Source organism: Hymenobacter ginkgonis (assembly GCF_009755225.1).
In the GTDB taxonomy this organism is placed as follows: domain Bacteria; phylum Bacteroidota; class Bacteroidia; order Cytophagales; family Hymenobacteraceae; genus Hymenobacter; species Hymenobacter ginkgonis.
Genome location: NZ_WQKZ01000002.1, coordinates 877,843 through 903,848 on the forward strand (window position 1 = coordinate 877,843; position 26,006 = coordinate 903,848).

The 26,006-nt window shown below is 61.6% G+C and carries 23 protein-coding genes; 13 read left to right on the forward strand and 10 right to left on the reverse strand.

Going from position 1 to position 26,006, the window contains the following annotated elements:
- Window positions 1-158: 158 nt before the first annotated feature.
- Window positions 159-617, reverse strand: coding sequence for a c-type cytochrome (locus GO988_RS09525; RefSeq protein ID WP_157564588.1), 459 nt, complete (start codon window positions 615-617; stop codon window positions 159-161).
- Window positions 617-1,900, reverse strand: coding sequence for a PQQ-dependent sugar dehydrogenase (locus tag GO988_RS09530; RefSeq protein ID WP_157564591.1), 1,284 nt, complete (start codon window positions 1,898-1,900; stop codon window positions 617-619). Before GO988_RS09530 ends, GO988_RS09525 begins: the two co-directional genes overlap by 1 nt.
- Before the next feature lie 152 nt (window positions 1,901-2,052).
- Between GO988_RS09530 and GO988_RS09535 the strand changes: the two genes are divergently transcribed.
- Window positions 2,053-2,826: an alpha/beta fold hydrolase gene (locus GO988_RS09535; protein ID WP_198172606.1), complete on the forward strand. Its 774-nt coding sequence runs from the start codon at window positions 2,053-2,055 to the stop codon at window positions 2,824-2,826.
- A gap of 398 nt (window positions 2,827-3,224) precedes the next feature.
- Window positions 3,225-4,064, forward strand: coding sequence for a hypothetical protein (locus GO988_RS09540; protein WP_157564596.1), 840 nt, complete (start codon window positions 3,225-3,227; stop codon window positions 4,062-4,064).
- 81 nt (window positions 4,065-4,145) lie between these two features.
- Here GO988_RS09540 and GO988_RS09545 read toward each other — a convergent pair whose 3' ends face one another.
- From GO988_RS09545 to GO988_RS09560, 4 genes are all read right to left on the reverse strand, one after another.
- A complete protein-coding gene (locus tag GO988_RS09545) occupies window positions 4,146-4,520 on the reverse strand; it encodes an SPW repeat domain-containing protein (protein WP_157564598.1) in 375 nt (124 codons plus the stop codon).
- Window positions 4,521-4,682: 162 nt separating this feature from the next.
- The gene (locus GO988_RS09550) at window positions 4,683-5,909 is read right to left on the reverse strand and encodes a DUF1501 domain-containing protein (protein ID WP_157564600.1); all 1,227 of its coding nucleotides are present in this window, start codon (window positions 5,907-5,909) and stop codon (window positions 4,683-4,685) included.
- 178 nt (window positions 5,910-6,087) lie between these two features.
- The gene (locus GO988_RS09555; protein WP_157564602.1) at window positions 6,088-7,683 is read right to left on the reverse strand and encodes a DUF1800 domain-containing protein; all 1,596 of its coding nucleotides are present in this window, start codon (window positions 7,681-7,683) and stop codon (window positions 6,088-6,090) included.
- A 175-nt stretch (window positions 7,684-7,858) separates the two neighbouring features.
- Entirely contained in the window at window positions 7,859-10,477 is a 2,619-nt protein-coding gene (locus GO988_RS09560; protein WP_157564604.1) for a lamin tail domain-containing protein, read from the reverse strand.
- A 114-nt stretch (window positions 10,478-10,591) separates the two neighbouring features.
- Here GO988_RS09560 and GO988_RS09565 point away from each other — a divergent pair, with 114 nt between their 5' ends.
- Both GO988_RS09565 and GO988_RS09570 read left to right on the forward strand, forming a co-directional pair.
- Complete coding sequence (locus GO988_RS09565; RefSeq protein ID WP_157564607.1) at window positions 10,592-11,584, forward strand: aspartate-semialdehyde dehydrogenase; 993 nt, start codon at window positions 10,592-10,594, stop codon at window positions 11,582-11,584.
- Window positions 11,585-11,656: 72 nt separating this feature from the next.
- Window positions 11,657-12,784, forward strand: coding sequence for a hypothetical protein (locus tag GO988_RS09570; protein WP_157564610.1), 1,128 nt, complete (start codon window positions 11,657-11,659; stop codon window positions 12,782-12,784).
- Between the two features lie 9 nt (window positions 12,785-12,793).
- Here GO988_RS09570 and GO988_RS09575 read toward each other — a convergent pair whose 3' ends face one another.
- The gene (locus GO988_RS09575; protein ID WP_157564611.1) at window positions 12,794-13,618 is read right to left on the reverse strand and encodes a CPBP family intramembrane glutamic endopeptidase; all 825 of its coding nucleotides are present in this window, start codon (window positions 13,616-13,618) and stop codon (window positions 12,794-12,796) included.
- 102 nt (window positions 13,619-13,720) lie between these two features.
- On the reverse strand, window positions 13,721-15,160 hold the full coding sequence (locus GO988_RS09580) for a hypothetical protein (RefSeq protein ID WP_157564613.1): 1,440 nt from the start codon (window positions 15,158-15,160) through the stop codon (window positions 13,721-13,723).
- A gap of 225 nt (window positions 15,161-15,385) precedes the next feature.
- Between GO988_RS09580 and GO988_RS09585 the strand changes: the two genes are divergently transcribed.
- Entirely contained in the window at window positions 15,386-15,721 is a 336-nt protein-coding gene (locus tag GO988_RS09585) for a four-helix bundle copper-binding protein (protein WP_157564615.1), read from the forward strand.
- Window positions 15,722-15,806: 85 nt separating this feature from the next.
- On the opposite strand, the gene GO988_RS09590 is transcribed toward GO988_RS09585, so the two are convergent.
- Entirely contained in the window at window positions 15,807-17,111 is a 1,305-nt protein-coding gene (locus GO988_RS09590) for an MFS transporter (RefSeq protein ID WP_157564617.1), read from the reverse strand.
- Window positions 17,112-17,233: 122 nt separating this feature from the next.
- Here GO988_RS09590 and GO988_RS09595 point away from each other — a divergent pair, with 122 nt between their 5' ends.
- Window positions 17,234-17,623 (forward strand): STAS/SEC14 domain-containing protein, encoded by a 390-nt coding sequence (locus GO988_RS09595; protein WP_157564619.1) that lies wholly within the window; start codon window positions 17,234-17,236, stop codon window positions 17,621-17,623.
- Window positions 17,624-17,773: 150 nt separating this feature from the next.
- Here the strand turns inward: GO988_RS09595 and GO988_RS09600 are convergent, their stop codons facing one another.
- The gene (locus GO988_RS09600) at window positions 17,774-18,685 is read right to left on the reverse strand and encodes an NAD(P)/FAD-dependent oxidoreductase (protein ID WP_157564621.1); all 912 of its coding nucleotides are present in this window, start codon (window positions 18,683-18,685) and stop codon (window positions 17,774-17,776) included.
- A gap of 171 nt (window positions 18,686-18,856) precedes the next feature.
- Here GO988_RS09600 and GO988_RS09605 point away from each other — a divergent pair, with 171 nt between their 5' ends.
- The 7 genes from GO988_RS09605 (at window position 18,857) to GO988_RS09635 (ending at window position 25,960) form a co-directional block, all read left to right on the forward strand.
- Entirely contained in the window at window positions 18,857-19,216 is a 360-nt protein-coding gene (locus GO988_RS09605) for a winged helix-turn-helix domain-containing protein (protein WP_157564623.1), read from the forward strand.
- Between the two features lie 89 nt (window positions 19,217-19,305).
- Window positions 19,306-19,839 (forward strand): molybdopterin-dependent oxidoreductase, encoded by a 534-nt coding sequence (locus tag GO988_RS09610; RefSeq protein ID WP_157564625.1) that lies wholly within the window; start codon window positions 19,306-19,308, stop codon window positions 19,837-19,839.
- A 161-nt stretch (window positions 19,840-20,000) separates the two neighbouring features.
- On the forward strand, window positions 20,001-22,709 hold the full coding sequence (locus tag GO988_RS09615; RefSeq protein ID WP_198172608.1) for a TonB-dependent receptor: 2,709 nt from the start codon (window positions 20,001-20,003) through the stop codon (window positions 22,707-22,709).
- Between the two features lie 124 nt (window positions 22,710-22,833).
- Complete coding sequence (gene moeB / locus GO988_RS09620; protein WP_157564627.1) at window positions 22,834-23,937, forward strand: HesA/MoeB/ThiF family protein; 1,104 nt, start codon at window positions 22,834-22,836, stop codon at window positions 23,935-23,937.
- 174 nt (window positions 23,938-24,111) lie between these two features.
- Window positions 24,112-25,131, forward strand: a complete 1,020-nt coding sequence (moaA, locus tag GO988_RS09625) for a GTP 3',8-cyclase MoaA (protein ID WP_157564630.1) — start codon at window positions 24,112-24,114, stop codon at window positions 25,129-25,131.
- A gap of 72 nt (window positions 25,132-25,203) precedes the next feature.
- Window positions 25,204-25,446 (forward strand): MoaD/ThiS family protein, encoded by a 243-nt coding sequence (locus tag GO988_RS09630; RefSeq protein WP_157564633.1) that lies wholly within the window; start codon window positions 25,204-25,206, stop codon window positions 25,444-25,446.
- Between the two features lie 94 nt (window positions 25,447-25,540).
- Complete coding sequence (locus GO988_RS09635) at window positions 25,541-25,960, forward strand: molybdenum cofactor biosynthesis protein MoaE (RefSeq protein WP_157564636.1); 420 nt, start codon at window positions 25,541-25,543, stop codon at window positions 25,958-25,960.
- The last annotated feature ends 46 nt before the right edge of the window (window positions 25,961-26,006 follow it).

Sequence of the window (26,006 nt, forward strand, 5' to 3'; positions counted from 1 at the left end):
GATACTATCAACTTTATAACAGTATTAGCAGGATAAAGTATAGCATAAGCACCAGTTTATCTGTTGGGAAAACGGCCTTTTTAGCTTTGGTTTGACTAAAAACAACTACGCGGCGGCCCCGTTGCCGGAACCGCCGCGTAACCATATCAGTAGCGTGGTTATTTGAGGGTAGCGCGCACGGCTTTCACCTCGGCCACCTGCACGGCGCTGGCTTTGTTGCCGAAGTTGTTGCGCACGTAGGTGAGCACGTCGGCCACCTGCTGGTCGGTGAGGTAGGCTTGGGCCGGCATGTGCTGCTTGTAGTCTTCGCCGTCTATTTCGATGGGCTCGGCGAGGCCGGCCAGCACGATGTGGGCCAGGCGGGCTTTGTCGCCGAGCACGTACTGGGTTTTGATGAGCGGCGGGTTCATATTGGGCACGCCACCGCCATCGGCCTGGTGGCAGGTGATGCACACATTTTTATACACTACCGCACCGCGGGTAATAGAAGCCGTGAGCGCCGGGTCGGCGGCGGTTTTGGCCTTGGGCTTGGCGGCGGGGGTAGGGCGGTGCTGCGCTTGCAGCGACAGCGCGCCACCCGCCAGCACCAGTGCCAGGAGAGCTTGCTTACAATTCATTATTTCTTAGCGTTATACACGATGCGGTAGATGGTGCCCTTCGAGTCGTCGCTCACGTAGAGCGAGCCGTCGGGGCCCTGAGCGAGGCCGCAAGGGCGGTGGTCGGCGCGGCCGCTGGCCACTTTAGCCGCCGAACCGGCAAAATTATCGGCGAATACCTCCCACTGGCCGCTGGGCTTACCATCCTTAAAAGGCTGAAAAACTACGTAGTAGCCCGCCTGCGGCTCGGGCGCGCGGTTCCAGGAGCCGTGGAAGGCGATGAAGGCACCGTTGCGGTACTTGGCCGGAAACATAGTGCCCGTGTAGAACAGCAGCCCATCGGGGGCCATGTGGGCGGGGTAGGCAGCGGCGGGGTCGATGTAGTTGCCGGTGGCCTCTTTTTTTCCATCGCCGCCGTACTCGGGGCCCAAGATTTTCTTCTTCTGCTGCGGGTCGTAGTAGAGGTAGGGCCAGCCGGCGTTGTCGCCTTTTTTGATAGCGTACATGCACTCGGCGGGCAGCTGGGCCGACTGCTGGTCGGTGTAGAGTTCGGGCCAGTTGTCGTGCAGTTGGTCGCGGCCGTGCTGCATCACAAAGAGCTGGTTGTCTTGGGGGTTCCAGTCGAGGCCCACCACGTTGCGCAGGCCGGTAGCGTAGCGCGTGCCGTTGGCGTAGCGCTGGTTGGTTTGGCTGGCCTTGAACTGCCAGATGCCACCCGCCGAATCCAGAATGGGGCAGTTGGCGATGCCCTTCGAGCCACGCGTGCGGTCCTGCTCCTGGCAGGCGTTGGCGTAGGCGCCCACGTTCACGTAGAGGTTGTCGGCGTTGTCGAGCACGATGGATTTTGACTCGTGCTGGCTGCCCACTTTCAGGCCGCTTACTAGCAGCTCGGGTTTGGCGGGGGCAGCCACTTCGCCCTTGGCGTCGAGCTTGTAGCGGTACACATTGTAGTCAGACGAAGCGTAGAGGTAGCCGTTTTTCTCGTACATGCCTGTGCCGCCATAGTCGCCAAAGCCCCCCGTCACGGTGGCCTTGCCCGTGGGCTGGCTGTGCAGCACCAAGATGCCCTTGCCATCTTTCACCTTATTGAGCTTCACGTAGATAACTCCCTGGGGCGTGACGGCGATGTGGCGGGCTTTGCCGCCCGTTTCGGCTACTTTGAGGGCGCCAAAGCCGGCGGGCAGCTTCAGGCCCGCATTATCGGGGTCGGGCGCCACGCGCACGTTGGTTTGGCTGGCGTAGAGCGCCAGGCTGCCCGCCACCACGGGCACGGCAAGCAGGAGGCGGGTCGAAGGAAAACGCATGGGTAGGGAGGGGTGGAAATAGGAAAATGACGAGGCGAAATAAGCGGAAACTAAGCCATTTCCCCAACTGCGAATATAGCCCGAAGGTTGCAGCTAGTGGAGGGGGTAAGGGCCGGCCGTTACTTTTACCTTTTCTGTTAGTACCCGCTGCCATGCCTGCTCCCGAGCCCGTTATCCTGTTTTTGCACGGCTTTGCCGAAAGCCGCGAAGTCTGGACCGACTTTACCCGGCCCTTCCCCGCTGGCTACCGCCTGCTGATGCCCAATCTGCTGGGCCACGGCACCAACCGCGCCGCCGTGCCCGACTTTAGCATGGAGGCCCAGGCGCGCTACGTAGTGAGCTACCTCGACCAAAAAGGCTGCCCCGGGCCGGTGCTGGTGGTGGGCCACAGCATGGGCGGCTACGTGGCGCTGGCCCTAGCCGAGCGCTACCCCGACCGCGTGGCTGGCCTGGCGCTCATCAATTCCACGGCCCACGCCGATACCGACGAGAAGCGCCAGAACCGCGAAAAAAACATCAGCTTCGTCGAGCGCCACGGGCTCGATAAGTTCATGGCCAGCTTCGTGCGGCCGCTTTTTGCGCCCAGCAACCGCGACCGGCTACCCGAAGCCCTGGCCTTGCTCGAAGACATTGGCAAGGCCACGCCCGAAGCCACCATCGCCGGTGCCCTGCGCGCCATGGCCGCCCGCCCCGACCGCACCGCCGTGCTGCGCGCCGCCAAGTTTGCGGTGCTGCTGGTGGCTGGCAAGCACGATGTAGCCGTGCCCCTCGCCGACTCGGTGGCGCAGGCCGCCCTACCCCCTATCGGCGGCGCACTCTTCCTCGAAAGCAGCGGCCACCAAGCGTACCTAGAGCAGCCCGAGGCCACGCGTCGGGCCGTGCTGGCGCTGGCCGGGGCCGTGTTTGAGGGGGTGGGAAATAGCTGATTTGTAGTGTGCTAAAACTAAAAGGGCAGCACGCGCCCCACCTGCGCGAGGCGGTATGCTTGGCGGGTGGTCAGAGTCTAGGCAGCAGCATCGGCCGGCGCAACACTTCCGCATTAAGCGTCGAGCTGGGGTATTCACCGTCGCCAGGCCGCGATAAAGAAGGCTGCAAAATTGGCGGCTACCCACCGCCAGCGCTGCGGCGCACAAGGGGGTTACCTCGAAATGATAAACAAAATCAGCCAAATGTTGGCTCACTGCATGCCGCTAACTAATTGATAGTTTGCGCGCTCAGCACTAGCGAGCTTAGTTGCAGCTAGCCACAACAGTTGCGCCTACGCGCTACCTTTGCGGAGCGCCACCGTTTAGGGCGCCTTTGTGCCTTTATTAGTGAATTTTATATGAAGTTTTATACTGCTGGGGCCGCCTTGTTGCTGGCCCTGGTTAGCCTCGGTACCTCACAAACGGCCGCGGCGCAAACAGGGGTAGGGCCTGCCACTTTAGCCGGAGTACCCACCGCCCGCGACCACGGCAACCTCTACTTCAGCTGGGGCTACAACCGCGACTGGTACACCAAATCGGATATCCGCTTTAAGAACGATAAATCGGACGATTACGACTTCGTTTTTCATGATGCGGTGGCGCACGACCACCCCAGTATGAGCGATTTCTGGCGCTTCAAATCGCTCACCATTCCGCAGTATGATGCCACGGTCGGCTACATGTTTCACGACAAGAACGACCTGGGCATTGAGGTGAGCTGGAACCACCTCAAGTACGTGGTGGATGACTACCAGACGATGCGCGTGTCGGGTGAGATTCGAGGCTTCAAGTTTGACCGCGATACGCTTGTGACGCCCGATTTTGTGCACTTGCAGCACACCAACGGCAACAACTACTTGATGGTGAACTTGGTGAAGCGTTGGCAGTTTCTAGCCGGCCGCCACCTAGCCCTGAGCGCCATTACGAAGGTGGGCGGCGGGCCCATGATTTCCTACACCATCTCGTCCATCTTCACCAGCCACGCCGAAGGGCCATTCCACTACGAAGGTTGGGTGGCGGGCACCAGCGTAGGCCTGAAACTCGACGTTTTTCGGTATTTCTTCCTGCAAAGCGACATGCAGGGCGCCTACGCCAAGTACACCAACAGCTATATTGGCGCCGACCGCCAGGGCCGCGTCACGCACCAGTTTGGCTCGGCCCAGCTCATCTACGCCTTCGGGTTCAACGTGCCGCTCTAGCAGCAGCCCATAAAAAAAGGACGTCGGTTTTTTGCCAGTAACAGCATAAAACCGACGTCCCTTGGTGTATTTTACGAGCTGCTACCGCAAGGCGGGGGTAGGCTCCGGTTGCGCACGCCACTGTGTGCACAGGAAAACCACCAAGAACACTACGCCCATCACCACGAAGAAATTGCGCGCTACCTCATTCTCGTGGGCAAAGCCAAATAGCCAGGGCGAGGCAATGAATACCGGCCCGCTTACCAGCTCTAGCCGGCCGTGCAGCCAGAAAGGCAGCACCTTAAGGGCACCCAGCGGCATGTTGGTAATCAGAGAAATAAGTAAGTAGCCGCCCGCTAGTACGTAGCACACGGTGGCATAAGCACCGCTAAAGCCGAATAGGCTGGGCGCGATTAAAAACAAGCCGCAGGTGAGGTAATCGAGCACACCGTGCAGCGTGGGAGTGATAAATTTCATGGCGCAAGCAGTTCAAAAGGGAAAGACGTGGTGCCGGCTACGTGTTAGCCGCTAACTGCCTCTTGCCTCTTACTACGGGCGGCTTGGCCGCTTGGGTATAGTCCCGCTTACTTCGTGAGCTGCCTTCGGCAGCGCTTCAAGGCCGAATCAATCAGTGGTGATTTAGCCCAGCAACCCTGCTAGGGGGGCTACCCCCGCCCCCAGCACGAGGCTGGCGTCGGCGCCAAGCCAGTCGGTGAGGATGCTGGCGTAGAGGCTGCGAAAATCGAGTTGGTAGCGTAGGTCGCCCTGGTCGAGGTCAGCGAGGCTGGCGGCGGGATTTAGCAAGCCGGCTTTGCGCAGCGCCCCACTCAGCAAAAACACGTTGTTAGCGGTGCCGTGGTCGGTGCCGTTGCTGGCGTTTTGGGTCACGCGCCGGCCAAACTCGCTGAATACCATCACCAAGGTGTTGCTCCACTCGCCGCTCTTTTGGAGGTCGGCGGCGAGCGCGGCCAGGCCGTCCGAGAGCTCGCCCAGCAGCTGGGCCTGCCGCCCGCGCTGCTGCACGTGGGTATCGAAGCCCGATAAGGCCAGGTAATATACCCGCGACTCGACGCCCGAATTCACTAGCTCGGCGGTGGTTTTTAGGTTGCGGCCAAAGTCGGTGTTGGGGTACGTGGCCGTGCTGTTGTGGATTTTCGACTTGTCGTAGAGGTAGTCAGCCGACGAGGCGGTTTCGGCCAGCGTCTTGTACAAGTAGTCTAGCTCCGAGCCGCTGGCCGCTGCTTTTTCCTGGCTCAGCCGGCTGAGGTAGCGGCTTTGCGTGAGCTGATGGAATTTGCCGGGGTTCTTGAGGGCCAGGCCGTTGCGGCTGGCGCCCTTCAGGGCCAGGCTCAGGGTGTCGTCGATTTCGAGGGCTTGGTAGGGGAGAGCGCAGCCCGCGCAACTATTGTCGAGGTAGCGGCCTAGCCAGCCAGTACTCAGCGTCTGGTCCGAGCCCGAGCCGCTTTGCCAAATATCCATCGAGCGAAAGTGCGAGCGGTCGGGGTTGGGGTAGCCCACGGCATTGCAAATTGCCACTTGGCCCTGGTCGAACAAGCTTTTGAGGCCCTTCATGGCCGGGTGCAGCGCCAGGTCGTCGCTCAGCGGCAGCAGGCCATCAGTAGCCTGGAGCGCCAACGTAGGCCGGGCCTTGTAGTACAAGTCGTTGCGGTACGGAATGAGGGTATTCAGGCCGTCGTTGCCTCCGCTCAACTGCACCACCACAAGGCGCCGCGCTTGGCCCGCCGGCGCATCTCGCAGCATAGTCGCCAGCCGGGCTTCGGGCCGGTCGAGGGCGTGCAAAAACTTAGGCACCAGCAGCAACGTGCTAGCCAAAGCGGACGATTGCAGGAAGCGGCGACGTTGCATAAGAGCTTAATTAATAAATGAATACTAAAGAACGTCCTGCTGAACGCAGGGAAGCATCTCGCTCGCACCGTTGACCCGCAGCACATCGCCGCTAACAATGGCGCTACTGCTGCACGCGAGATGCTTCTCTACGCTCAGCAGGACGTTCTTTCAAATCAAAACAGATAAAATTCAACCCCTACGCCAACTGGTATTCCGGCAAACTCAGTACGCTGATGAGCGTAGTGCGCAGGCGCTCCTCGGGCGTGGCCGCCCGGTCGGCGGCTTGCTGAATGAGGGTTAAGTTTTCGGGCCGTAGCGGGGCCTGGAGTAAGAAGCTGGCCAACTGCTGCGGCTGCGCTGCCTGGGCGGTAGCGCCCAGCAATTGCTGCATGGGCGCCAGCGGCAGGTGCGTGGTATCGGTGTTTTTTACCAGGCGCTCCTTGCCCGTGGTTTGTGGGGTGATGTCGTTCTCATCGTCTTTGAGGCGCACCGCAAATTCGGCGTTCTTGAATAAGATGCTCGGCAACTGCAAGCGCAGCAGCAGCGACGACGAATCTATCCAGGCCCTACCCCCCGGCCAGCCGGCCACGTTGGGCGGCATAAAGAGTGTCTGGCCCATTGCCTTCTGGTAGCCGAGTAGCGTCTTGTCGTTGTCTACCTGCAAGTTGAGCGTGCGGCGCAGCCCCGCCACCAAGATTACGGGCGATTTAATAAGGGTGCCCACATTGGCTGCGTCATAGAACCAGCTGGCCGAAAATAGCCGCTCTAGCAAGTCGCTGATGTCGTAGCCACTCTGGCGAAACGCCTGCGCCAGCGGCTCGATGTGGGCCGGATTGGGCACATCGTTCACGAAGAAGCGGTACACCTTCGTCACCAAAAAAGTGGCCGCTGCCGGCTGCTGCATGATAATGCGCAGGGCATCCTCACCGCCCCAGTTTCCGGTTTGGCCGAGCAGCGTTTTGGCGTCGGCATCGTGCTCGCGCTCCCGAAACTTGAAGTTGTTTTCGTAGTCGTAGCCCCAACCGGTGAAGGCACGAGCGGCCTCCTTAACGTCGTTTTCGGTATAATTTCCCCTACCCAACGTAAAAAGCTCCATCACCTCGCGGGCGAAATTCTCGTTGGGGTGCTGCTTTCTATTTTGCTGGTTATTAAGAAATTGTAGCATGGCTGGCTCCTTGCTCACGGCTAGCAGCAAGTCCGGAAACTTACCCAGCGCCCGCTCCCGAATGGTGTTGAGCAAGTTCAGGCTGTCGTCGGGCCGGCGCGTGCGGCAGGCAAAATGCCCGTGCCAAAACAGCGCTACCTTCTCGCGCAACTGGCCCGGCGAAGTCGCCATCTTGTCCATCCAAGCCGTGCTCATATTAATAAACGCGTCGCGAATGCCCTCGTTTTGCAGCTTGCGCTGCTCGGGCGTGAGGTCGGCCCGGCGCAGCTGCGGCACGCCCGCCCGGCGCACCGCCAGCGCCGAGCGAGGGCGCAGCGTGGGCGTGGCCAGCTCGGCCGGCGAGGCGGGGGTAGCCGTGCCCGGCTGTGCCGACACGGCCGGCCCAGCAGCTGCGGGCGCGGCCATTGTGGCCGGCGGGGGGGGAGGGGTGCCAGGCGGCACGGCCATCACGGCGCCCTGCGGGTCGGCGTAGTAGAGGCTGCGGCCCGCAATGGGTTCGTAGTGAGCAGCTTCGCGCAGCAGTTGGCGCAGCGCCTTGTTGGGGCTGAGGCCGGCGGCCACATCTTGGGGGCGTGGCCCGAAGCCGGCCCGCCAATACAAATGCTGGAGCTTTTGCTGGGCGTTCATGGCGGGTTAGAGAGCCAAAGGGGGGTAGGGTTTAATTAGATAAGGACGAAGAAGGGAAGCACGTCCTGCTGAACGCCGGAAAGCAGCTCGCTCGCGTCGTTGAATGATTAAGTTAGTGCAGCGAGCTGCTTTCCGGCGTTCAGCAGGAAGTTCTGTTTGCTTAAACCTAAAAAAATTAAAACCTGGCGCCGACCACTACCGTCTTGCGGTACTCGCGGCGCTCGCCGCCGCTGGGCCGAAACAGCTCTACATACATAAGGTAGTAGCCCACAGCGGCTTTGCGACCGTGCTCGTCGAGGCCGTCCCACTGCACGAAGCCGGTGGTGGGCAAGCTTTCGTTGCGCAGCAGGCGGCGCGTGAGCTGGCCCAGGGCGTCGTACACCGTTACCGAGCCCACGTAGCCGGGCTGGTCGAGCTGGTAATTGAGGGTGGTGAAATCCTGCTGGCCATCGTCATCGGGCGTGAAAAGCTCGGGCACTACGGTTAGCTCCTGGCCGTTGCCCACGGCATCCTGGGCCTGCGAATTGGGCCGGCCGGGCGTGGCGTAGCCCACCGTGCCCGCCGCCGAGTGGAAGTTGCTGGCCACGCTCGGACCACTGGCCCGAATACGCTCCAAGCTCACGCCGGCCTGGGTGCTTAGCAAGCTCAGCTGCTGGTTTTTATGGTAGTCATACTGGTCTAGCTCCGCGTTGCTTTGGTCGTAGAGGTACACGGTGCCCGCCGTGTTGTCGAGGGCCGGAAAGCCAGCCACGCTAAGCAGCGCGGCCGCGTCGCTGCTGGTTGGGTACTGCGCCTGCAAAATACCCGCGTCTGAGGTGAGAGCTACTAGCTGGCCAGGTGCTAGCACGTAGGGCGCGCCGGGGCTGATAAAGGCCGCGCCTGTGCCCGTAGCCTTCTGGTTCGTAAGCTGGTAGCCTTGCAAATTGACATAGCGCAGCGAGCGGTTCAGCACTTCCACGAAGTACACGCCGCCCGGGTTGTGGTTGAATAATACCTCGTTCACCACCACGTCGCCGGGCTGGGCGGCCTCGGGCAGCGCCACGCTCGCCGAGCTGAGCGTGCCACTGGCATTACCCACGCAGTCGGTGGCGCGGGCCACGGCCACCATAAGTGGTTGGCTGGGCAGCAAGGCCGCACTCAGCTGCAAGTCTACGGCCCGAAAATCGGGCCCTACCGGCACCGCCTGGCGCACGGCGGGGGCCACGCCGGTGCTGCTTTGTAAGGTGTATAAGGCTGAATTGCTAGCGATTAAGCTGTCCAACTTCTCGCCAAAACTCAGTCGGATGGTGGTGGGCGTGAGGGCCACGGCGCCTAGTAGGGCGGGCGGCCGCCGGTCGGGGTTGGGGGTAGCCACGCTGTTGCGGCGGCCGGGCGTGCCGCCGCTGGCATCCTGACTGGCTTGCCAGTTTTCGGCGCTGCCGCAATAGTTGGCGGGGTCCAGCATTTCGAGCGTCCAGCCGCCGTTGCGCTTGCGCTGGTCGCGGTACCAAGTGTCGGCATAAGTTATTTCGAAGAGCGTAGTGCCACCCAGGCCGCGCAGCACAAGCTGGTCGCCGGCGTTGGTGAGGCTCGGGAAGTTGCTGATTCCATATACTTTGCCGTAAGCCGCAAACTGCCCGGCACGTGTGGCGCCGCACACCACTGCGTACTGCCCGGGCAAGAGCCGGGCGGTATCGGGCAGCACGGCGGCGGTGCCGCCACCGGGTTTCAGCAGGCGCACCCCGCGCAAGCTCAGGGTCTTCGTAGTGGGGTTGTACAGCTCGATAAACTCCGAGGCAGGTAGCCCCACCACGGGCGTTTCGTCGGCCATAATCTCCGTAATCAGTAGCTCGCCCACCCGCGGAGCCACCGGCACGCCGCCGAAGGCGGCCGTGAGCGGCCCGGTGGCCACGTTGCCATACAAGTCGGCTAGCTGCCGCACTTCCAAGGTGTTAGCGCTCAAAAAATCTTGCCCAAAGGTGAGCCGCACTACCGCCGGATTTAGCGCCGACACGGTGGCCGTGGCTGGCCCTACCCCTGTGCCTAGCCGGTAGTGCGCCGGCTGGGCAGCTGTGGCGGGGTCCACGGCTTCGTTAAACACGACGTCGAGCGTGCGGGCATCTGCGGCTACGGCCTTGGTCAGCAGCGGGGGGGTAGGGTCGGTGGCCGAAATATCGTCAAAGTAAAAATTCTTGCCATTGGCCGACGAGTACAGCAGCGATACGCCCACCACGGCGCTGCGTTGGTGGGTGTTGTCGGTGGGCGTGGCGACTTCGGCCACAAAGTTGCGGCCGCCGGTAGGGTCGCGGGCCAGGGTCCACTGCCCTTGTAGCGAGCGCGTTACGCGCACCCGCACGAGGTTGTTGGTGGTCGAGCTGAGGGTGCCGTTTTGGCCGTCGATGAGGACGGTGGCCGCGCGGGCCGAGTCCTTGCGAAAGAGGCTCACCTCGTCGTCGGTGCCACCCAGGCGCACGAAATAGCCTTTGGTAGCGGGGCTTTTAAGGTCGGCTTGCGAGGCCAGCAGCCACACGTCGGCGAGGTTGCTGGCGGAGGTGGCCAGCTTGAGGTTGGCCCAAAACTCCCAGGTAGTACCGGTGCTGGCCTGGCACGGCGTAACGAGTTGTAATTGAGTGCCCGTAACGGCCGGGCCATTGCTTTGCAGCACTTGGTTGGGGACCACGAAGCTGCCCACATCGCCAGTCCAGGCCGGGTTTTGAGTGAAGTTGCCGTCGGCAAAAGTTTCGGCAAGTTGGGCCTGCGCGGCCCGCGTTAAGAACAGCAGGAAGGTAAAAAATACTACGTAAAAATGCTTCATTCAGAAATAGCAGAGTGCAGATTTAACGACCAAGTAACGAATTTATCCCGACATTTGCCCGGCACCGGCCGGCGCGAAGCCGCCCGTTTAACGTGCTGATTAACTGCTACCCTCATGAAGATTGCTGTTGTGGGTGCCACCGGCCTGGTGGGCACCGAAATGCTGAAAGTGCTCGCCGAGCGCCAGTTTCCGGTTACCGAATTACTCCCCGTGGCTTCGGCCAAATCGGTAGGCCAGTTGGTTCATTTTCAAGGTAAAGACTACCCCGTGGTGAGCATGGAAGCTGCCATTGCGGCGCGGCCAGCCATCGCCATTTTCTCGGCCGGCGGCGGTGTGTCGCTGGAGTTTGCCCCCCAATTTGCCGAAGTAGGCACCACGGTGGTCGATAATTCGTCGGCTTGGCGCATGGACCCCAGCAAGAAGCTAGTAGTGCCCGAGGTGAATGCCCACGAGCTTACCAAGGACGATAAAATTATCGCCAACCCCAATTGCTCGACCATTCAGATGGTGGTGGCGCTGAATGATTTGCATAAAAAATACCACGCCGCGCGCATCGTGGTGAGCACTTACCAGAGCGTAACCGGCACCGGTAAAAAAGCCGTGGACCAACTCATGGAGGAGCGCGCCGGCCAGGCCGTGAGCAACGCCGCCTACCCCCACGCCATTGACCTAAACGTGCTGCCCCACATCGACGTGTTTCAGCCGAATGGCTACACCAAGGAGGAGCTAAAAATGGTGAATGAGACCAAAAAAATCATGAGCGACGACAGCATCCGCGTGACCGCTACCTGCGTGCGGGTGCCCGTGATGGGCGGCCACTCCGAGTCGGTGAACATCGAGTTTGCCCAGGATTTTGACCTCGACGACGTGCGCGACATTCTGCGCCACACCGAGGGGGTAGAACTGGTGGATGACCCCAGCCGAAACAGCTACCCCATGCCCAAAGACAGCCACGGCCGCGACGCCGTGCTAGTGGGCCGCCTGCGCCGCGACGATACCCAGCCCAACACCCTCAACATGTGGATTGTGGCCGACAACCTGCGCAAAGGCGCCGCCACCAACGCCGTGCAGATTGCTGAATACTTGGTAGCCAAGGGTTTGGTATAGCGTAAACAGATGCTATTGAGAACGTCCTGCTAAGCTTCGCGCAGCAGGACGTTTTTTTTGTGAACTACTTACATGAAACCACGCTGGCGCTGGCTGTTATTATTGGTTGTACTGGGGTGCGCCTGGGCTAGCTATAGCCGCCCTACCTATACCCCACCGCGCCCACCTCACGTACGCCTGCGGCTGGCCTACCTAGAGCGTATAATGCGCGAAGGCAGCGGACCGGGTACGGCGCTGGGAGGCCTTATTCAGCAAAACTCAGAGTGGGGACTATTCACTTTATCGTTCACGACTTATGCGCTGGCTAGCTTAGCGGAGCATGACCCCAGTTTGCGGCCCGAGGCCGCTGAATACATTGGTTTGGCTATCCAGCAGGTACTAGGGGCTCCTATCCGCCAGTCTTTCGCAGCCGATAGGCCTACCCCAGTAGCACCCGGCGACACGTTGCCTAGTTCAGTACTCTACCTTGGCCACCTCAACCTGATGCTGGGTTGCCACCGGCAATTAGTGGCGTCGTCGCCCTATAAGGCGCTGCACGATACCCTGTCGGCTAGGCTGTATCGGCGCTATGAGCAGGCCACCGAGGGTAACCTGACCTCCTACCCCCACCTGCGCTGGGTACCCGACAACACAGTGGCCCTGGCCTCGCTGGCCCTGCACAGCCACCTCACAGGTAGCACCTACGCCGCGGCGGGTCGCCGCTGGGTGGCACTAGCCAAGGGGCGCTGGCTCGACCCCGCTACCGGCCTGCTGGCGTCGCAGACTGATGCGCAGGGGCGTGTTCGAGAAGGGCCCCGCGGCTCGATGCTTGGCTGGAGTATCTGGTTTTTGGCGCGGTTCGATTCAACTTTTGCCCGGCAGCAGTACCAGCGCTACCAGGCGGCGCAGAGCACCAATCTGGGCGTATTGCGCTTGTACCGCGAGCTGCCCGGCGACTATACCACCGGTGCGGGCGACGTAGATAGCGGGCCGCTGCTGGTGGGCTACGGCATTCCGGCCACTGCCTTTGCCTGCGCCGATGCTATAGCGCTGCACGATTGGCGCAATGCGCAGCGGCTGCGGCGTGTTATCAGCTTGGGTAGCCGCGAAATAGAGGAGAATGGGGAGCTGCGCTACGGCGTGCGATTGGTTGATTTAGACGTGAGCCCGCTGTCGGAAGCACTGCTGCTGTGGGTGGATGGGCCAGGGCCTACCAAGTAAGCCTACCATTTAGCTTAGCAGGTGCCCGACTAGCAAAGTGCTGTTTATCAGGCAATGCGTGGCGGCGGCAGCCCACACTGACCCGGTGCGCTCGCGAACCCATAAAAACAGCGTACCCATCACTAGTTGAAACACTACGTCGGTGAGCGAAAAGCGGAGCAGCCCCGCCCACCAGTAGGGCAGTAGCTGTACGCCGGAGCCATCGGCCAGCGGCAGCCATATGTTGCCCGGAAACTTGAGGCCGTGGCCCAGCACGAACAGCAATATCCCCACTACTCCGCCCCAACTGGTGCGGGTGCCGGGTAGGGAAATAGTGCGGGGAAACACGCGGCTGAGCAGCCCCAGCAATACGCCCCGGTAGAATAGTTCTTCCTCTAAGCCGGGCACCAGGGCAAAAAACACGCGCTCGTTCCACCACAGGTGAGTGAATGCGTGCCGCGAAAAATAAGCATCCGCAAAAACCAGGGCCACGCTAGCGACTACTACCGGTGCCACAGCCCGCAGGGCCTGAGGCCGCTTGAGCCCCGCTTCGGCTGGCTTTACCCAGCGCAGGCCATATACCAAACCGGCCGACAAAAGCAGGCCCGCTACTTTGTTGGTCCAGGTTACGGGGTGGTAGAGGGGGTTGGTCCAACTGGCGGGTAGGGTGAAGCCAGTCGCTAGGGCCCAGTAGGTAAAAGAAGGTAGCACAAGCACCAGGGCGTGCAGCGCGCAAGCTGCTGCTGCTAAGCCCAGTAGCCGGGGCGCCACCACCAGGCGCGGCGCGCCCAAAACCAAACACAGCAGGCCCCAGAGCAGGCCCCAAAGCAAGAGGGTAGCAATGTCAAATAGCATCCGAGTACAACCGCGAGTCGCCAGGCAATTAGTGGTGCTGGTAGCCGGCTGTGCCACCGCCCAACGCTAAAAGCCCGGCCGCATTGTTCTGGCTGTGCCGGGCTACATCGGCCGCATCCAGGGCGCATTAAGGCGCACGTACATGGAGGCCGAGAGCGGCAGTTGGCCGTAGCCCGGCCCTACGTAGCCAACCACGCCGTAGTAGCGGTCGTTTTGCAAATCCTGCGGAATGAAGTAACCCGTGAGCTGGCCGCCTACGCTCAGCTCGGGGCCGTGCGGGCCGCCGAGGGTAGTGAAGCGGTAGCTGGCGCCCACGGTGAGCGCATGCACATTGAAAACGCGGCTCCGCAGCGGCTCGGTAGGCGGGGTAGAAGGAAAAAAACTTAGCTCCTCGCTGTCTTTCTGCACAAACTCGTAGCGGCCGTAGAAAGTGGGCCGGCCCAGCGTAAGGTTAGTTTCGGCCAGCACGGCGTGTTCGGGGCGGGCAGTGTGGCCCTCATTCATGCCCCAAATAAGCGACGACGCGCTATAGTGCCGCTCGCCCCAGCTGTGGCTATGCAGGATGGAGGCCGTAGTGCGGGTCACGTTTTCGGCGGGGTGCAGGTCTTCGGGACTTTTAATGAAGGCGCGGCTAACCTGCAAGGCCAGCGAGGGGGTAGGGTTCCAATTCAGGCGGGCGGCCCACGAGTCGGCGCGGGGCCGGTCAAAATCGTAGCGGTATTGGTCGGGCTCGCGGCCCGTAAAATTGCTGCCTTCCAGCTTCAACTGCTTGTAGCGCAGGCCCAGCGTGGCCACCCCAAAGGTAATGTGCGTGGCATCGGTCCAGTGGTGGGCCAGGGAGGCGTCGGGGTTTGGCATGGCCGAAATGCGGTGCATAAAGGCCGCCGGCCCAATGGCCGGTTCGCCGGGGTAGCCGAGGTAGGCCGTTAGGTCCACAGCTGGCGAGAAAGCATACGTATAGCCCACGCTCAGCCCCGAAACTAAGTCGTGCGGGTGCTGCCGGTCGATGAGCGGCTGGCCCCGATACGACTCACCCGTTTGAAAAAGCAGGGGGTAGCCGCCGCGCGTTTCCGTGAGCGGGTCGAGGCTCACCATGAGGGTCAGGTTCAGCAAGCCGCGCTCCCCTACGTTGCGCTGAGCCATGGCCATCAGCCAGTTGGGGCCGTCCACGGCGTTGGCGTGGCCGCGGCCACTAGCGTGGTTGAAGTTCTGGCTGGTGTAGCGGCCAAAAGCGCTGCCGTGGTACATCAGCATCCAGGGGCCCTGGTGCTGCATCCACATGTACATCGGCGTCTGGTCGGGTTGCCAGGCGGTGCCCGAGCCATTGCGCGCCATCGGCAAATGGCGCGAATAGGCATGGCTCATGCGCGGGCTGCCCATCTCCGGGCCGCTCATGCCTGCCATGGGCTGCGGGCCGGGGGTAGGCTGGGCGCGAGTGGTATCTGCCGGCATGGCCATGCCGGGGGTGTGCCGGTGTTGGGCCAGGGCGGGGGTAGCGAGCAGCACAGCGGCCAGCCAGCGCAATAGGGTCGGGGGTTTCATGCCAGCGAATGTTAAGCAACTGCTCATCTAAACGCGCAAACCCAGGCGGCAGTGGGGCTGCCCGCCCGCAAGGTTCGGGCAGCCAGCGTGCATAATTTGGGCTGTTTGTCAATGAGCCCCTGATTTTATACGTTGGCTGCCCGTATGTTATACTGCCCTACCCCCGGTGGTGCGTATAAGGCAAGTGCCCGGCCGCTGTGGCCGGGCACTTGCCTTATTACCGCTATGAAAAACGCGCCCGTCGAATATTATTCCCTCCTCAATGTCCTGGCTCGCTGCGTGGTCGCCTGCGAATACTGCGCCGACGCCTGCCTCGTAGAGCCAGACATCGCCATGATGGTGCCCTGCATTCGCACCGACCGCGACTGTGCCGACATCTGTCGGCTCACGGCCGCGCTCATCGCCCGTAACTCGCCCCACGCCCCGCATCTTATCAAGGAGTGCATTGAGGTTTGCCAAAAGTGCCACGACGAGTGTGCCAAGCACCCGCACGACCACTGCCAGCAGTGTGCCCAAGCTTGCCAAGAATGCGTGAATGCTTGTGAAAATTATGCGGCTTAAGTTATTTAAAACTAAGTAAGTAGTAATGCAAAAAGAACGTCATGCTTCACTAGTGAAGCATGACGTTCTTTTGAGTTTCGTTCGCCTACTTTTTGCTGGCGCCCATCTCTAGGGTGCGCAGCTGGTCGGCGCGCCAGGCGGTGAAGGCCACAATGGCCATCGTCATAACCCCGCCAAATACCACGCTCGGCACCGTGCCGATGAGCTTGGCCGCCGTGCCACTCTCGAAGCTGCCAATTTCGTTGCTGGAACCGATGAAAATGCTGTTCACCGCCGATACGCGCCCCTTCATATACTCGGGCGTGTAGGTGTGCACCAGCGTCGAGCGCACTATTACGGACACGGAATCGAACACGCCGGTCAGGAAGAGCATAAATAGCGATAGGTACAGGTTGGTAGATAGCGCAAACGCCACCGTAGCTGCCCCAAAACCAGCCACGGCCCACAGCATTTTGCGCCCCGCCCCCCTGCGCAAAGGCGAGAAGGTAAGGAAGATAGCCATGAGCACCGAGCCCACGGCTGGGGCGGCACGCAGGTAGCCAAAGGCACTGGGGCCGGCCTTTAGCACATTGGCCGCAAAGAAGGGCAGCAAGGCTACCGCCCCCCCAAAGAGCACCGCAAACATATCGAGCGACAAGGCCGCCAGCACTAGCTGGTTGCTGAAAATGAACTTGATACCACTCGTGATGCTCTCGCCCAAGCTCAGCCGCTCGCCTTCGATGGGGGGTAGTTCGCGGCTGGCAATGCTGATAAACAACAGCAGCGCCAGCCCCTCCAGCACGGTATCGACGCCGTAGGCAAACTCGATGCTCAGGTTCACGAGCAGCAGCCCACCGATGGCTGGCCCCAACACCGCCGATGCTTGCCAGGTGGTTGAGTTCCAGGTAATAGCATTAGGTAGAAAGCTGCGGTCGGGCAATAGCTGTGGCATAAAGGCAAACAGCGCCGGGCTGAGAAAACCCCGCGCAATGCCACTGACAAAAATGACCAGGTAGAGCGGCCATACCACCGTGGCGTGAAAGGCCGTGAGGTTGATGCGCCCGCGCTCCAGCAGGAGCTGTTGCAGCGGGTGCGCCAGCCACCACAGCGTAACGGCGCACAAAACCAGCACTATTACCGCTGGCACCACAATGCGCTTGCGCCGCACCGAGTCGGCCACGTGGCCGGCGTAGAGCGAAACGGTGATGCTCGGAATCGCCTCGGCCAAGCCAATGAGGCCCAGGGCCAGCGGGTCGTTGGTGAGCTTAAAAATCTGCCAGCTTACGACTACCCCCTGAATTTGGGTAGCCACCGAAAATAGGGCGCGGGCCGTGACGTAGCGGCGAAAATCGGGGAGCCGCAGCGCGGCGTAGGGGTCGTGGGGAACAACTGGGGGCACACTCGGGCTCATAGGCAACTAAAACAAAATCAAACAAAAAATACTAACCGCCACTATCGGCAAAGGTATGCCGGGGGGTAGGCGAAAGCGGCCTATATTGCAGACACGCCCGCTAAGGCCGAGCTTATTATCTTATGCACCTCCACGGCCTCGACCTGCTGCACCGCCCCGACCTGCCGGCGCTTATTGCGCGCTGGCAGCGCGAAGTGACGCCCGCCGAGCTGCGCGCCGGCTACGAAGCGGTGCTGGCCGCCGCCGATGCCGCCGCCTGTGGCCGCTGGCTGCTCGACCTGCGCCGCCGCGAAGACCTCACCGAGCCTACCGTTAATGCGTGGTTCGGGGCGGTGTTTGCGCCTTCCCTGCGCGGCCGCTACCCCGAGGCCGTGCGCCTGGCCTTTCTGGTGTCGCCGCTGCGGGCTGGGCAGGCCGTCACGGCCATTGTATCGGCCGCTGATACGGATTGCGAAATTGCCACCTTCACCGACGAAGCCGCCGCTCACGCTTGGCTGGCTAGGGAGGGGTAGGGTAGTACAAGTGTCGGCCAAGAGAACGTCGTGCTGAGCTGGCCGAAACCCCTTGCTCGCTCCGTTGCAACGGGCATGAAATACTGCTGCATGCGAGCTGCTTCGGCCAGCTCAGCACGACGTTCTCGCTGCGCACTGGTACGTGTTCTTTCACGCGCGTTGCTCTTTGGTCAGCGCTTCGTTGAGGCAGATGGCAGCTTTGGCACCCGTGGCAGCAGCCAGTAGCGCCTGCTGCTGGCCGGGTGCCGTGTCGCCGGCCGCATAAAGACCAACCACGGTGGTTTGCGCATTTTTATCGACCCACACCGCACCCTTCCCCGTGATGCGCGCACCTAGCTCGGCGGCCAGCGGGCTGCGCTGCTCCTGCGGCGCGTGCAGAAACAGCGCCGTACGCTCGAGGTACGTGCCATCCGTAAACTCGACGCAGCGCAACCCTAAGGGGCCGCCCACGAGGCGGGCCACCACTTCTTCGCGCACCAAAATGTGGTGGCGGCGCAGGCGCTGGCGGGCATAATCGGTGAGGTGGCCGGGGCCGTCGGTTACCACCACCACATCCTGGCTCCAGTTGGTGAGCAGCAGCGCCAAGCCTACCACCGCCTTGCCGCGGCCATATACGGCCAGCGGCTGGTCGCGCACCTCGTAGCCGTGGCAATACGGGCAGTGCAGCACGCCCGAGCCCCACAGCTCGCGGAAGCCCGGCAGCGGCGGCAGCACATCCTCGACGCCCGTAGCTAGCAGCACGCGCCGCGCCGTACCCGTCCAGGCGTGGCCCTGGGCAGTTTTGCCTTCGGCCCGAAACCCGTGCGGCTGCTTGGTAAGCTTGGTTATTTTAAGCTCGCGCACTTCCACAGTGGGGTAGGGGGCCAGCTGCTCGCGGCCCAGGCGCAGCAGCTCGGCCGGCCGAATACCATCGCGCGACAAAAAGCCGTGCACCCCGCCCGACGGCGCATTGCGCGGGGCCCCGCCGTCGGCTACCAGCACCCGGCGGCGGCAGCGGCCCAGCGTAAGTGCTGCGCTTAGCCCCGCGCTACCGGCTCCCACCACGATAACATCGTAATCCATCGTAATCTACTTGATAAAAAGCGGTTGATTTATCCGTTAGCTAGCTGGCTATACTAGCCTGGGTGGGGGGAGGGTTGTGCCCGCCGCTGGCTTTGCCTTGTGGCAGGCGGGTACTTTTGCTACCCTACCCCCGCCGCTGCGTACACCTTCGCTGCACTTTACTACCCCACCATGCACGAGCTTTTTGCCGAAAACCAAGCCTTTCGCGCCAATGGCCGCCTCTGGATAGAAGGGCCCGCCGACCGTTTTCTGGGCATCGGTCGGCTCGAATTACTAGAGCACATCCAGGCTACGGGCTCCATCTCGAAGGCCGCTAAAACAATGGGTATGTCGTACAAAAAGGCCTGGGATTTAGTGAGTTCTATGAATACGCAGGCCCGCCAGCCGCTGGTGGGCGCGCAAGCCGGCGGCGCCCACGGCGGCGGGGCGGCCCTCACGCCGGCCGGTGCGCAAGCAGTGGCCGAGTTTCGGGCTATGCAAGAGCGGTTCGAGGCGTTTCTGGCTGCCGAGACAGCTCGACTGTACCAGTAAAAAGCAGCGGCCCACTTAAAAAAAGGCCAAACATTCCGGGAAAACTACCGTTATATTTGCCCGAACATAACGAAGTTTTTATTTCCCAAATGCTACTTTCTATCGCCGGCCGCCGGCATTTGCTGGCCGCCGCGCTCGGGGCTGGCTTGGCAATGGCTACACTGCCAAACGCTTATGGCCAGGCAGCTCCTGCTGCCCCACCCGCTACCCTGCGCCTTGAAGGCTTGGTAACCACGCCCCGCACTTTCACGGCGGCCGAGTTAGCGGCCCTGCCCCACATCGAGCAAAAAACCACCGACAAGGAAGGCAAGCAGCACGTGTACCGCGGCGTGGCCCTGCGCGAAGTGCTGCACCTCGCCGGCGCTCCCGAGGGCAAGGGTATTCACGGCCAGGTGCTGGCCGAGGCAGTGCTGGCCACCGCCGCCGACGGCTACCAAGCCGTGTTCGCGCTGCCCGAAATCGACGTTGATTTTTCGCCCCAAACCATCCTGCTCGCTGACCGCCGCGACGGCCAGCCCCTACCCCCCCACGACGGCCCCTACCAGCTCATCGTGCCGCTCGAAAAAAAGCCCGCCCGCTGGGTCCGCCAAGTCACGAGCCTGCGGGTAGTGAAGGTGCAATAGATAAAGCACATAATGAGGCATATAACCCCAGAAGGTGGTCCTGCTGAGCTGGCTGAAGCATCTCGCGTGCAGCAGTAACCAAGACCATTGGACGAGGCGAGCAAGATGCTTCGGCCAGCTCAGCAGGACCGCCTTTTTGATTGATAAATAAAACTTAATCTATGAAACAGAGGCTACGCATTTTGCGCGGCTCGTTGGCTTGTGTGTCGGTGCTGGCGCTGGCCCAAACCGCCGTGGCTCAGACTACTAAACTCCCGCGCCGCCCTACCCCCCAGGATACGCTGCACTCCGACCTGAACGAGGTGGTGGTGTCGGCCTCGCGAGTAGAGGAGAGCTTTTTGCAATCGCCGGTGACGGTAGAAAAGCTCAACGCCCGCGCCATTCGCCTCACGCCTGCGCCGTCGTTTTTCGATGCCATCGAGCACCTCAAAGGTGTGCAGGTGATTACGCCCAGCATTGGCTTCAAGGTGATTAACGCCCGGGGCTTCACCAATACTACTAACGTGCGTTTCGCGCAGCTCGTAGATGGCGTGGACAACCAGGCGCCGCACATCGGCGGGCCTATTGGCAACGTGCTGGGGCCGAGCGACCTCGACATTAACAATGTGGAGATTGTGCCCGGCACTGCTGCCGCGCTCTATGGCCTCAACGCCATTAATGGCCTGGCCAACTTCACCACTAAGAATCCCTTCAATTCGGAGGGGCTGAGCGTGCGCCAGCAAACGGGCATCAACCACCTCAACGACCCCAACGTGAAGACGTTTGGCCAGGACGGCTCCACGGTGAAAAGCTACTCCGAAACCAGCGTGCGCTACGCAAAAGTGCTGATACCAGATAAGTTAGCTTTCAAAGTAAACGGCACTTACCTGCGCGCCTACGACTGGGTAGCCAACGACCAGACCGACATTAACCCCACCGGCAACTCGACCGTTGGCTTGTTTGGAGCCGACAACCCGGCCCAGGACCAGGTGAACCGCTACGGCAACGAGTCGTCGGACCGCACCACGCTCACGCTGGGCGGCAAGCAGTATTCGGTGGCCCGCACTGGCTACAACGAGCGCGACCTGGTAGACTATAACGTGCAGACCCTCAAGGCTGATGCGGCGCTGCACTACCGCTTCCGGCCGGGGGTAGAGCTGGCTTACACCTACCGCGTGGCCAGCTTCGACAACGTGTACCAGCGCTCGAACCGCTTCCGGCTGCAAGACTACCTCTTGCAGCAGCACGCCCTCACGTTTACCTCGCCCGTGGTGCAGGCCCGCGCCTACCTCACCCAGGAAAACACCGGCAAAAGCTACAACCTGCGCTCGATGGGCGAGAACATCGACCGCAGCTACAAGACGGACGCCGTGTGGAATACGGATTTCACCAACGCCTGGAACGCGGCCTCGGCCAGTGGGCAGGGGGTAGCCGCCGCGCTGGCCACGGCTCGCACCGCTGCCGACGCTGGCCGCCTCCAGCCCGGCACCGAGTCCTTCAACCAGCGCCTGAGCCAGCTGCAAGACATTAACAACTGGGACGTGGGTGCCGCCCTGCGCGTGCGCGCCAGCCTGCTGCACGGCGAGGCCCAGGTAAACATCGCCGAAGCCCTGCGGCGCCGCGGCAGTGCGCTGCCCGCGGGCCTCGACCTGCTGGCCGGCGCCGACCACCGCACCTACATCGTGGTGCCCGACGGCAACTACTTTGTGAACCCCAACCCCGGCAAAGACGCGCTCAACGACAACCTTACCTATTCCAAAACTGGGGGCTTTGTGCAGGCCGGCGGCCGGCTTTTCAACGAGATGCTGCGCCTCACGGCCACGCTGCGGGTAGATAAGAACGACTACTTCGACGTGAAATTTAACCCGCGCTTCACGGCCGTGTTTTCGCCCACGCAGCGCCAGAATTTCCGCCTCAGCTACCAGAGCGGCTACCGGTTCCCGAGCTTGTTCGAGGGTTTTTCCAACGTGAACAGCGGGCAGGTGAAGCGCATTGGCGGCCTGCGGGTGATGTCGAACGGCGTGTTTGAAAACAGCTACCTGCGCAGCAGCATCGACGCTTTCAACACGGCCGTGACGGCGGCCATCAACGCCAATACCTCGGCCCAAACCACGGCCCAGAAGCGCCAGGCGGCTATTCTGGCCAACCAGGGCACGCTCGTTAAAACGCCCTACACCTACCTCAAGCCGGAGTATATCAAGTCATTGGAAGTGGGCTACAAGGCAGCATTTGGGCCGCAGGGTCGCCTGCTGGTCGATGTCGATTTCTACTACAACTCGTACCGCGATTTTATCGCGCAAGTAGAGGCCTACGTGCCCATTGCCAGCACCACGGGCGGCACCACCATCCAGGACCCGCTGCCCGCTACCTACGTGCCCGTGAGCGGCGATAACCTCAACGCCGTGGCCACGGCCCTTAATGCCCGCGCCGGCCAGGCCCGCTACCGCCTCTGGACGAACTCGCAAAGCCAAGTGTACAACTACGGCGGCTCGGCCGGCTTGCGCTACGACGTGGGCCGCGGCTTTTTGGCCGGCGGCAACTCCACCTATACCCGCCTCGACCGTACCGAAAACGGCGACGGCCTCGAAGATGGCTTCAACACCCCGCGCTGGGCCTACAACCTAAGCTTGGCCAACGAAAACGTGTTTGGCAACGTGGGTTTTGGGCTGAATTTCCGCCACCAAATCAGCTACTATTCCCAAACCTTTCTCGTGAATGGCACCGTGCCCGCCTACAGCACCCTTGATGCGCAGGTGAGCTACCGCGTGCCCGCCGCGCAAGTGCGGTTTAAGCTGGGCGCCAGCAACGTGCTCAACCAATACTACGTGTCGTACTTGGGCGGCCCCAGCGTGGGCGGCTTATATTATTTGGCCGTTACTTACGGGTTGTAAGATAACTGGTTACGAAAGGTAGAAACGCAAAATTTTGCGTCTTGTCGTTGGAACCGTCCACTTTTGGGGAGGTTTATTGTTCAACGATAAGACGCAAAAATTGGCGTCTCTACTGCGTTTTAGTATGTCTGACTTTTCTGCCGCCGAGCGCCAGCGCTACCGCCGCCACCTCCAGTTGGCCGAAATCGGCGAAGCCGGCCAGCAGCGCCTGCGCCAGGCCCGCGTGCTGGTAATTGGTGCGGGCGGCCTGGGCTGCCCTATTTTGCAGTACCTGGCCGCGGCGGGGGTAGGGACGCTTGGCCTGGCCGACGCCGACCAAGTGGAGCTGACCAACCTGCCCCGCCAAATTCTCTATGGCCCCGCCGACGTGGGCCAGCTGAAAGTAGAAGCCGCTGCCCGCGCCCTGCGCCGCCTCAACGATTTGGTGACGTATGAGTTACACGCCGTGCGCGTAAGCCCCGCCAACGTACGCGAGCTGGTAGCGGCGTACGATGTGGTGGTCGATGGCTCCGACAATTTTCCGACCCGCTACCTGCTCAACGATGCCTGCGTGAGCCTGGGCCGGCCGCTGGTGTCGGGCGCCATTTACAAGTTTGAAGGCCAGGTATCGGTGTTCAATTACCAGGGTGGGCCTACCTACCGCTGCCTGTTTCCCGAGCCGCCGAGCGCCGCCGAAGCACCCGACTGCAACACCACCGGCGTGCTCAATGTGCTGCCTGGCCTCATTGGCACGGTGCAGGCCACCGAGGCGCTGAAAGTAGTGCTCGGCCTGGGCGACGTGCTCAGCGGCCGCCTCTGGATACTCGACACGCTTAGCTTTCAAAGCCGCACCCTGCGCTTCCGGCGCGACCCGGTGCAGAGCCTTCTCAACCTCGACTCGGCGAACCCCGCCGACTACTTCGATGCCAGCTGTGCCCCGGCGCTGCCATTGGCAACGGCCATTAGTGCCAGCGACTTGCAGGCGCTACTAGCCGCCGCCGAGCCGCCCCTGCTGCTCGATGTGCGCGGCCGCCTCGAGTACCAGCGCCGCCACTTGCCCGGTGCCTTGCTGCTGCCGCTGCCCGAGCTAGCCGCTCGCGCCGCCGAGGTGCCGCGCACCCGCCCAGTGGTGGTGTATTGCCAAAGCGGCGTGCGCAGTGCCAAAGCCGTGGAGCTGCTCCAGCGCGACTTTGGGTTTGCTAATCTGCAAACCCTCAGCGGTGGGCTAGAAGAGTATCCGGGTTTTTGAGGGGGGTAGGGCCTGGGCCGAAGCTAGCATGTGCCGGTAGCGTGAGGCCAGGCCGCCAGGTTGGCGCTATATTTTGCTGTACATAGCGCTAAAAAATTTAGAAGGAATGAAAACACACGGGCGGTGTTTAGGGTAATGCAATGACCGGCTTGGCTGGTCTACTTAGTTATCCGCATGAGCAGTTTTACTTTGCCAACCACGCTGCACGACGCCCATGGCCGGCCGCTAGAATACCTGCGCCTGGCCGTTACGGACCGTTGCAACTTGCGCTGTTTCTACTGCATGCCCGAAGAAGGCATTAAATATATGCCTAAGCACGAGTTGCTTAGCTATGAAGAAATGCTGCGCCTGGTCGAAATAATGACTCACCTGGGCGTGCGCAAGGTGCGCCTCACTGGCGGCGAGCCTTTCGTGCGGCGCGACCTAGTGCCCTTTATGGAGCGCCTGGCCGCCCTACCTGGCCTCGACGACCTGAGCCTCACCACCAACGGCGTACTCACCGCGCCGCACGTGCCTACCCTGGCCCGCCTCGGCGTGAAGGCCGTGAACCTCAGCCTCGATACCCTCGACCGGCAGCGCTTTTTTGAGATAACGCGCCGCGACGAGTTGCCACAGGTAATGCGCACATTTTACGCGCTGCTCGATGCGGGTATTCAAGTGAAAATCAACGCCGTCGTGATGGATGGCCGTAATATTCAGGACCTGGTGCCGCTGGCCGAGCTCACCCGCGACCTGCCGGTAGAAGTGCGTTTTATTGAAGAAATGCCTTTCAACGGGGGTAGCCACGTGGCCACGCCCGAGTCGCTGCCCTGGAACCACCGCCGCATTCGGCAGCACCTAGAGGCGCACCTCGGCGCGCTCGTGCCGGCCTACACCGCCACCGGGGCCACTGCCGACGAGTATACCATCGCCGGCCACCAGGGCCGGGTAGGCATCATTGCCGCTTATTCGCGCACTTTCTGCGGCACTTGCAACCGCCTGCGCCTCACCGCCGAAGGTGGCATCAAAACTTGCCTCTACGACCAAGGCGTGCTCGACCTGCGCGCCATGCTGCGCGGGGGCGCTACCGACCAGGAAATCGCCCAGGCCCTGAGCCAAGCCTTCTACCACCGCGCCGCCAACGGCTTCGAGGCCGAGCGCCTGCGCCCCGTGCACCAACTCAATTTTGAGAGCATGGCCACGATTGGCGGTTAAATTTTAGGTAGCAGTAAGTAGTTATCCGGTGATAAGTATTTGCTGCCAATTACTCACTGCATAATTGGAAAAATGAACCTTACCATCGCCCTTTTTGGCATTGCCCGCGAAATCGTGGGGAAGTCGTCGCTCGACCTCACGGTGCCCGCTGGCCAGTCGGCGGCTGGGTTGCTCGCTGACTTGCGCCTTCAATATCCGGCGCTGGCTGGCTTGCGCAGCTTGGCCGTAGCTGTCAACAATGAATACGCTGCCGAGGACGTGGCCCTGCACGAGCGCGACGAAATTGCGCTTATTCCACCCGTAAGTGGGGGGTAGGGCAATACCTATTCTACTAATTAGTAGAGACGAACGTCATGCTGCGCGAAGCGCAGCATGACGTTCTTGCTAGTTCTTACCAAAATCAAAAACCATGCACCACATTGCCCTCACCGACCAGCCCATCGACGTACCTGCCGTGCTGCAAGCCGCCGAATCGGATGAGGCCGGGGCCGTCAATGCCTTCATCGGTACGGTGCGCAACCGCAGCGACGGCCGCCGCGTGGTGCGCCTGCACTACGAGGCCTACCCCCCCATGGCGGTGCACCAGCTCGGCCGCGTGGCCGAAATGGCCCAGGAAAAGTGGCCCATGCTGCGCCAGGTAGCCGTGACGCACCGCCACGGCACCCTTGAAATAGGCGATGTGGCGGTAGTCGTAGCCGTGTCGACGCCGCACCGCGCCGACTCGTTTGCCGCCTGCCAATACATCATCGACACGCTAAAGGAAGTTGTACCCATCTGGAAAAAAGAAGAGTACGAAGACGGTACCGTGTGGGTATCGGCCCACCCATAGGGTGGGCGCAGCCACAAAAAAGCCGGTCATGCTTTGCGAAGCATGA